The following is an 8,994-nucleotide window of genomic DNA, read 5'->3' as shown; positions in this document are numbered from 1 at the left end:
TCAAGTATATATTTCATGATTAAAAATTTAAACAGAATAAATTCGTATCAATAATTGAATTTGTAACTCTTAATATATGGGTATAATAAAATTCAAATAAAGATTAAAAAGCTAAATGCATATATCTAAAATATTTATTGAAATTTCATTTTATTACGTATAAATAAATTCCTAATAGAATGCAATTGTATTTCAAAGTTGTCATGAAAATTTCATTTACAAGAAATAATTTTTTTATAGATTATTCACTCTAAAAAATAAAATTAAAAAAAAACGGATAGCTATACCATCCGTTTTATTACTTAATACTTATTTATTAATACATACTCAATACTTATTCATTGTCCTTACGCAACCTCAATATCATATTACGTTGAATGGTGTAGCCATCTATAGGATTTAATGCCATTAACTGCTCCACTGTAACTCCTTTGTCGTAAGCAATTGTCTCAACAGTATCTCCATCCTTTACTAAATATTCATTCTCAGAAGGTTGATAAATCCCAATCTTAACTTTTATTAATTGATTTACATAAATAGTATCGTAGGTAAATTTATTTAATTCTTTAATTTCAATTACCGTCATGTGATATAATTTACTAATAGAGAATAAGGTATTTTTAGAACGCACTTTATATAAATCTTCGCCTTCTTTTAACGTTACCTTTTGAACTTTTTTCAATTCAAGGTTTTTCTTAATTTCAACATTTTTTTCAGCAATAATTTCATTTTTTTCAGCAATGTCTATATTGCTTTTGGATAATGCTTCATCCATTGCTGCATTCTTAATTGCTAATTCATTATAATATTTCTTGTTCTTTTTCTCAGGTGCAGCAGACATGGACTCTGTCATGGACACTTGAGCAATGATATCGTTATCACCCACATTTCTTTTAACACGTAATGGTGTGTATGGAATTATATTATCAGAAGTAAGCGCATTGATTTCTCTAATTTCCTCAACAGTCATATTGAATTTTTTCGCAATCGTGTATATGGTTGATTGAGGTTCTACAACATACGTCATGTTTTTAGTTTCATATCCTTCACCTCCCAAAATGTAAAATTCAACACGCCTGTTTAACTGCCTACCGATTTCGTTATCGTTTGATGTAAGTGGACGTTCTTTACCCAAAGGGTTCATAACAATACGGGAACGATCAACACCTTTTGTAACTAAATGGTCAATGGCTGCTTGCCCTCTTTTTTCGGACAGTATTCTATTATACGTATCTGTACCTAAACCATCCGTATTTGCATTTAATTCTACTTGAATTTGAGGATTTTTACTTGAATAGGTTGCCAATTCATCTAAGGTTTTGACAGCTTCGGGTCTTAACTCTGCTTGGTTAAAATCGAAATAAATATTTTCGAATAATTTACGATTAGATGCAACCGTAGACGATTGAATCATAACGGTATCTACGCTATATGCAATTTGTTGAGTAACTTTAGAGTTCTTTTCAATCAATACTATACGATAACTTTTATCAGGAGGTAAATTATCAAACCTAAAAACGCCTTCGCTATTCGTTTTAGTTACTTTAAGCTGTACATTATTAGAGTCCGTTAAGGCAACTTCTACATCAGGTGCTTTTTGTCCATCACTTTTAACAATCTTACCTACAACCGCTATGCTTTTTACATTCGCAGGAATTGAATCAACATCAATTTCTGAAATCAATGCTTCAGGTTTTGGAAGAATGGTGAATTTATAAATATCGTCATTACCTACTCCACCTTGTCTGTTTGAAGAAAGGTATCCAAATTTATTTCCTAAGACAAAATAGAAATCATCTCGATGCGAATTAAAAGGCAAACCTATGTTTTTAGAACTTTCAAAATTATCTTCTTCTTTTGAAACAAAAATATCCAATCCTCCAAAGCCTTCATGTCCGTTTGAAGCAAAATATAATAACCGATCTTCTCCATAATATCTTGGTGACATATCTGAAAATATGGTATTTACTCCTTGCCCTAAATTAGAAGCAGTCCCCCAATTGTCATTTTGTGTACAGGTTGAGAACCAAATATCTTGCATACCGATTCCCCCAGGTCTTTTTGAAGTAAAAAATAAGATTTTACCGTCTGGTGACACAGAAGGTTGACTATTCCACTGACCTTTCATGTTGATATTTTCATTCAACTTAACTGGAGCTGTCCACAAACCAGCATCGTCCTTTGTCATAACATAAATAACACAGTTGTAATCTTCGTATTTACCTACAACAACTTTTTCATCACAACGTGTAAAGTAGAATTTTTTACCATCTTTTGTAAATGAACCTGGACTTTCATTATAAATTGAATTAGCAACGATAAAATTATCTTCGGGTTCATACGGAATCCATGCCGAGATGCCATCGTAAGCAAAACGATAATTATCACTCAAATTACCACCCAACATATTGTTGCTAATATTACCCGTGGCACCTTCTCTAGAAGAAGTAAAGACTATGATTGAATCTGTTTCGCCAACAATTACAGGAGAATATTCAGAATAAATTGTGTTAATTGGAGCAGGCATGCATTCAAATGAATAATCACGCTGGGGCTTACTCATTTCTTCACGAGCCAAATCCAAACCAATAATCGCACTACGTGCTCGGTCTTTATATTCTTCCGCTGCTAAGGTTGTTTCATGATATTCAGATACGAAAAGTCTAAAGTGTTTCTGTGCATCTTCATAATCACCATTATCCCGCAGCATAATTGCATACCAAAAACGGGCTAAGGGAAATTCAAGTAAGTCTTTAGTAATTATAACTTTATAATATTTTTGTGCAGAAGGATAATCAAAATATTCACGATAGGATTCTGCCAACCTAAATACACAATAATAATTTGTAGGATCAACATCTACTACCAATTTGTACTCTTGAGCAGCTAAATAATATTCGTATCTAGCGAAGTGATCATCAGCTTTGATTTGTGATGCATTCGCTTTACCAGAACCTTTTTTCTTCTTTTGGGCATGCAAAGGTAGTGCAGTAAAAGCTACAAGTACCAAAATCGCTATGAGTGAATATATTTTTTTCATGTTCTTAATTCTTAAACGAACAAACCACAGAATCGTTACTTTTAAATTCTAGGTGTTTGATAAACTTTATGTACTTTCTCGATTTTAGGCGAAGTTATTTTCAATGAAATTTCGTATGCACCTGCTCCTTTAGAAGTTGCATTTTTTCGTAAGGTAGAACTATTCATGTCATAGCTTATACCAATTGAATAAAACTTACCTCCAAAACCAATAGATCCAATAAAAGAATCCTTTAAACGATACCAAGCACCAGCATACAGTTTTGATGGTAACAAGCTATTCCCGTCTGCATCTCCAAAAGAATAGGTGCCATATAGTCCCACATTAATTTGGGAAGAAGCATTTTGCAGCGCAACTAATAAATTCGGTGAAATATTTATACTAGAACTTAAGGAATACTCTCCGCCTAAAATAAATTTATTCAATACAGGTAAATTACTTTTTTGATTCGCTATTACAGATTCGTTGGGTCTATTAAAATGATATGCAGAATATCCAACATAAAAACTTTTACCAAGCTCACGAATATCTCGCCTTGGGTTATTATAATAAACAGCCCCAAAATTGATATCTAAATACATTTTAGAAGATACGAAATTATATTCGCCAGAAGAAATGTTAGAATCAAAGCCATTGGTAACATCAAACTGAGAACCCCATTGACCTTTTGAAAAGTCTATTGTCTTTTGCATGACTCCAACCTGAACGCCTGCCAAGAGATGGTTCTTCTCATTAAAGGGGATGATATACGAAGCGGTAAAGTTTGCACCTGTATTTGTTAATCCTATCTCACCTGCCTTATTTTGAAATACCGAAACCCCTAAGCCACCAAGATTAATACTCTTGTCTGATGATCTATAGATTGGGACAATTAAGGAAGCTTGATTTGTTGTATAAGGTGAAATAATACTTTTCCATTGAACTCTAGAATTCATGCTAAGACTAACCGTAGGCTCTGCAGCAGCCAATGCAGGATTTAAATACAAGCTTGAAGCATAGTATTGAGAAAAAACAGCATCTTGCCCCAACGTTGTTAAAAACAACGAAAAGAAAGTAATATATACACTACATGCTATTTTTTTTACCATACTATTTATTAACCAACTCTAAAAGCACTACATACTTTTTTTTATTAACACTTTTAGCGGTATACGTAATCCTTTGTTTGGGTTTACATAAAAACGAACGAACTCAAATCAAAAACTTAAATTGGAATTTGAAATTCATACATAAATACAAAAAAATATCCAAAATTCAATTAAAATACTAGTTTTGTATAAAAAAAATCCATAGTTTAAAAAAACAGTATTTTGAATATAAAATACAAGCTGAACTTAAAACAAATTTTTCCGTATCTTGATAAACATTGGTTGCATTTAAATGAAATCCCTGAAGTACATAACGCAAGCATTTTTAGCTGTATTATTCCTAGTAATAATACCATTTATAACCTATTCTGCTACCCCAATAGTTGTTGCAATAAAAGTGAACGGTGTTGCCGTTGTTCCTGGCCCAACAAAAACAATTGAAGTTTGTATCGGAAGTCAATACAATTTAGAGTCTTCTAATGCCTCCCTCACTCCACCTTCTGGCTTACAAATACCCACAGAATGGACAAATTTAGATTCGCTTAGATCCTCCACAGGACAACAAATAAATACCCTTGATGCAGGCAGATGGGTTGCCACAATTAAATATTATAATACATCTACTGCAACTTGGACAATCGCAAAGGATACCGTTCATTTAGTTTATGGATCGGTTGGAACATTTCAAATAATTACAAATAAAGGTGCTACAATCCCTTCTACAAACATTAATATTTGTGGCATCAACGACAGCACTTTTTTTGCAAGTCCAGGGTTTACGAACTATAAATGGTATAAAAATAGTACAACGAACTTAGTTAGTTCAACAAATTCTCTAAAAATTACAAATACATTACTAAATGCTACAGATGGTACCAGTTCTTTTTTCGTAACAGCTACGAATTCTTCAGGTTGTGAAGTTTCTGCACAAAAGAATTTCCGAAGAGATAATTCATTTATTGTGAATCTTGGACCAGATCAAAATAAGTGTTCTGGAAATAATGTTACACTGTCTTCTCCACTTTCGCCGACAGGTATTTTGTTTGGATACAAATGGAGCACGGGGGGGGGCGGAACATCTATCGTAGTTAATACAACTGGAAACTATTGGTTAACAGTAACAAACGGTGGAACAAAATGTAGTTTATCTGATTCAGTAATGATTACATTTAGCACAGCCCCAACAATTAAAACAACAAAAGATACTACTATTTGTAATGGCACATCCGTTCAATTAAATGCAACGGTAACGAATGGAGGAGGAACCTATACCTACTCATGGACTCCAACAACAGGTCTTTCAAACCCTTCCATAAAAAACCCAATTGCCACGCCACCTGCAGTGGGTTTAACGACTTACTCTGTAAATATTACTGATGCACTCGGCTGCGGAGGTGCAAGTACTAGTTCTACAGAAGTAACTCAATTACCCGCCTATAGTAATTTATACTATTCATTAAACCCAGGTAACGATACGTCTATTTGTTTTAAATCTACAGCAACCTTAAGCCCTAGCATTTTAACGCCAGCTTACTCTGCTTCTTATACATGGAAGTGGTCTCCAACAAATGGACTAAGTGATGCAACTGTTAAAAGACCAACAATAACGTTAAATACTGCCGGCACATATAAGTACATAGTTACAGCTACAGACGATAGAGGTTGTAAAGTAATAGATTCGCTAAACATTACAAATTTATTTGAACTAACTACTTCTACTAATTTTAAAGATACGCTCAGCTGCGTAGGACTACCAATTGTTTTAAAAGCATCAGCAACGGGAGGATCTTCATCTGGATACACTTATAATTTTACACCTTCGCAAGGAAGTATCATTGGCAATGAATTAAGTATTGCATTAAAAGATAGTACCTACAAAATAATGGTGTCAACAACTGATAGTGATGGATGCGAAAGTCCGAAGGTAGACGTTAATCTTGTTGGATATAAACCTTATATTCAAATTGCCTCAGGACCAGACACGCTTGGTTATGGAGGTAATCCTCTGATTTTGATGGCTAATATTAAAAACAAACCAAATGTTACCGTAGTTTGGTATGATTTACCCACTACAAATATTATTGAATATGGACTTATTTATACGTCAACCGTTACCGAATCGATTTATGCGATAGCAACTGACAATTTTTATAATTGCAGCAACAGTGACACCGTGAACATTGAACAGAGAATTGAGGATTTACATGCATTATTTATACCTAATGTATTTTCACCAAAAGCTACAAATACAGAAAATCAAAAACTAAAAGTATTCGGTACGCTTATTAAAGAGGATGATTTTCAATTTAGAATTTACAACCAATGGGGGCAATTAGTATATCAAACAAAATCATTTATTGAAGCGAATTCTACTGGCTGGACAGGTGATATTAAAGGGAATAATGGACAGCAATCTAGCAACGTATACACCTACACTGTTGAAGGTAAATTTTTTGATAATGTACCCTTTAATAAAACTGGTACAGCAACAATGCTTCAATAATCTCGTTACTTTATACAAAGAAGTTTATTATAACTGAAATACTTTGTATTTTTAGCAATGAATAACAGATTGCTACTTGGAATACTTCTTCTATTTCTTTCAAATACTACATTCGCTCAAATAGATAAAGAATTTTGGTTTGCGGCACCGTATGCCAATCCAAGCAACGGAAGAACTCCTGTTTATATTCGGTTCCAATCTTTTGACAAACCAAGTACTATTAAAATTGAAGTACCTGCAAACCCAGCCATCAATGCCATTACAATACAATTAAAGGCAAATAGTTCGTATTCATTAGATATAACCAGATGGCTATATCTAATTGAAAATGATCAAGCAGATATTATTTCTCCCAAAGGTTTACATATAATTTCTACAACTGAAATATATGTGTATTATGAAATATTTGGTTCCAACTCTTATGGAAAAGGTACCAATAGTGATTTGTTTACGCTAAAAGGACGTAATGCACTTGGCACAGAATTTTACACCCCATTTCAAACACGCTTTGATAATTATCTAAATATAAATGCGTACGCCTCTTTTGATATTGTAGCAACAGAAAATAATACGCATGTTACCATTACTCCTACTCAAGCCATCGTTTCATATGCTCCAAATATTCCATTCACCATTATCTTAAACAAGGGTGAGACCTGGAGTGGCAGAGCCTTTTTTACTGAAGCTATAAATAGACCTACAGGTTCGCACATACAATCTACCAAACCAATTGCAGTAACTGTAAAAGATGATTCCATGTTTAAAGGGAACAATTGGGATATAGGTGGAGATCAATTGATCCCGCTTAGCCAGTTGGGCACAGATTATATTGTTATCAAACATATAGCAAATATTGGTACCGATAATGATTATGCGTATGTGTTAGCAACAAAAGATAATACATCTATTTATACCAAAGGAGATGCCACTCCAATTGCTGTCCTAAACAAAGGAATGCAATTAGAAATACCTATCTCACAATCGGTTTTAATACATGCATCAGAACCAATTTATGTGCTCCATCTTACAGGTTTAGGGAATGAATTAGCAGAAGCAATTTTACCTCAAATTAATTGCACGGGTTCAAAAGCAGTTGGTTTTATTCGTTCAAACGATGAAACACTTGTTTTAAACATACTAACAAAAACAGGCTCTCAAAATAGTTTCTCATTAAATGGAAATACAACCCTTATCAAAGCGACGGACTTTGCTCCTGTCATTGGCGCTAGTAATTGGCTGTATGCAAGTATTGAATTTACAACTTCTCAAATACCCGCTTTAAAAGCAAACCTATTAACAAATTCAATTGGTTATTTTCATTTGGGACTTATGAATGGATCTTCAGATGAAACGGGCTTTCGATATGGTTATTTCTCAGATTTCGGATTTACGAGCTTGGGGTCTGATACAACAATTTGTGCCAACACTACTATTGAACTTTCGGCTGGAATTCAAAAAGACAGTTATCAATGGTTGCCAAATGGAGAAACTACATCACGAATTTTTACGCAAGATTCAGGTACTTATTATGTACGTGTTATCAAGGAAGGATGCACATTTGAAGATAGCATTCACATATCCTTTTTCCCACAATCAGGGCCCATTATTAAAAATAAAGATGATAGCATTTGTGCAAATGAAACAATTGTTATTCGCACCAATTCTGGCTTTAATAAATTTGTATGGTCTACATTTGCCCAAACAGACAGTATCGTTGTATCTAAATCGAATACTTACAAAGTCAGCGCAAAAGATACCCATGGTTGTGTAAGTAAAGATTCCGTCATTATTACTAGCCTTCCCTTGCCAAATGGCATCATACAATATACTCCAACTGATAATCAAGTAGCTTGTGCAAGTCCGTTGGTTGATTTAACTGCACCGCCAAACTATAGCGCGTACTCGTGGTATGATGGCAGTAGCAGTCCATATTTACATACTCAAAAAACAGATAATGGTATTTATTGGGTAACATTAACAGATAGCTTTGGTTGTAGAAATAAAATTTTCACTGAGATAGATTGCTCCATTTACATAGAAGTATATAATCTAATCACACCAAATGGAGATGGTAAAAATGATTACTTTGAGATAAAAGACCTACAAGACAATACGTATGAATTAAAAATATATAATTCATGGGGTGCATTGGTATATGCAAAAAATCCATACAACAACAATATTGATTCCGGTGAATTGGCTGATGGTTTGTATTACTATAGCCTAACACATTATAAAAACAAAAGAAATTTAAAAGGCTGGCTACATGTCATTCGTTAAAAAAATCAATATCGTGTGCAGGCAGTTGGTCGAAATGCCTCATTGAAAATAGAACTCGTGCCAAAATTTAAAAGTTTAATTGC

The 8,994-nt window shown here is 33.6% G+C and carries 4 protein-coding genes; 2 read left to right on the top strand and 2 right to left on the bottom strand.

Annotated features, from left to right (window positions below; translation table 11 throughout):
* Positions 1–334: 334 nt before the first annotated feature.
* Together Q0543_RS00975 and Q0543_RS00970 are read right to left on the bottom strand one after the other, a co-directional pair.
* Positions 335–3,040 carry a LysM peptidoglycan-binding domain-containing protein gene (locus Q0543_RS00975; RefSeq protein ID WP_299247792.1) on the bottom strand — a complete coding sequence of 902 codons (2,706 nt, stop codon included), beginning with the start codon at positions 3,038–3,040 and terminating at the stop codon, positions 335–337.
* A 41-nt stretch (positions 3,041–3,081) separates the two neighbouring features.
* Positions 3,082–4,128, bottom strand: a complete 1,047-nt coding sequence (locus Q0543_RS00970; RefSeq protein ID WP_299247790.1) for a type IX secretion system membrane protein PorP/SprF — start codon at positions 4,126–4,128, stop codon at positions 3,082–3,084.
* 292 nt (positions 4,129–4,420) lie between these two features.
* Here Q0543_RS00970 and Q0543_RS00965 point away from each other — a divergent pair, with 292 nt between their 5' ends.
* Together Q0543_RS00965 and Q0543_RS00960 are read left to right on the top strand one after the other, a co-directional pair.
* The gene (locus Q0543_RS00965; protein WP_299247787.1) at positions 4,421–6,631 is read left to right on the top strand and encodes a gliding motility-associated C-terminal domain-containing protein; all 2,211 of its coding nucleotides are present in this window, start codon (positions 4,421–4,423) and stop codon (positions 6,629–6,631) included.
* Between the two features lie 57 nt (positions 6,632–6,688).
* On the top strand, positions 6,689–8,911 hold the full coding sequence (locus Q0543_RS00960; RefSeq protein ID WP_299247784.1) for a gliding motility-associated C-terminal domain-containing protein: 2,223 nt from the start codon (positions 6,689–6,691) through the stop codon (positions 8,909–8,911).
* Positions 8,912–8,994 lie beyond the last annotated feature (83 nt).

Origin of the sequence: uncultured Cytophaga sp. (genome assembly GCF_937863595.1) — a bacterium.
Classification (GTDB): Bacteria; Bacteroidota; Bacteroidia; order Cytophagales; family Cytophagaceae; genus Cytophaga.
The sequence above is the reverse complement of the archived record's forward strand: the minus strand, read 5'-3'. Positions and strand labels throughout refer to the sequence as shown.

What these genes read in the sequence shown, in the direction of transcription:
- Q0543_RS00965 (WP_299247787.1), top strand. Translation starts at nt 4,421, where the DNA reads ATGAAATCCCTGAAGTACATAACGCAAGCATTTTTAGCTGTATTATTC.
- Q0543_RS00975 (WP_299247792.1), bottom strand. Translation starts at nt 3,040, where the DNA reads ATGAAAAAAATATATTCACTCATAGCGATTTTGGTACTTGTAGCTTTT.
- Q0543_RS00970 (WP_299247790.1), bottom strand. Translation starts at nt 4,128, where the DNA reads ATGGTAAAAAAAATAGCATGTAGTGTATATATTACTTTCTTTTCGTTG.
- Q0543_RS00960 (WP_299247784.1), top strand. Translation starts at nt 6,689, where the DNA reads ATGAATAACAGATTGCTACTTGGAATACTTCTTCTATTTCTTTCAAAT.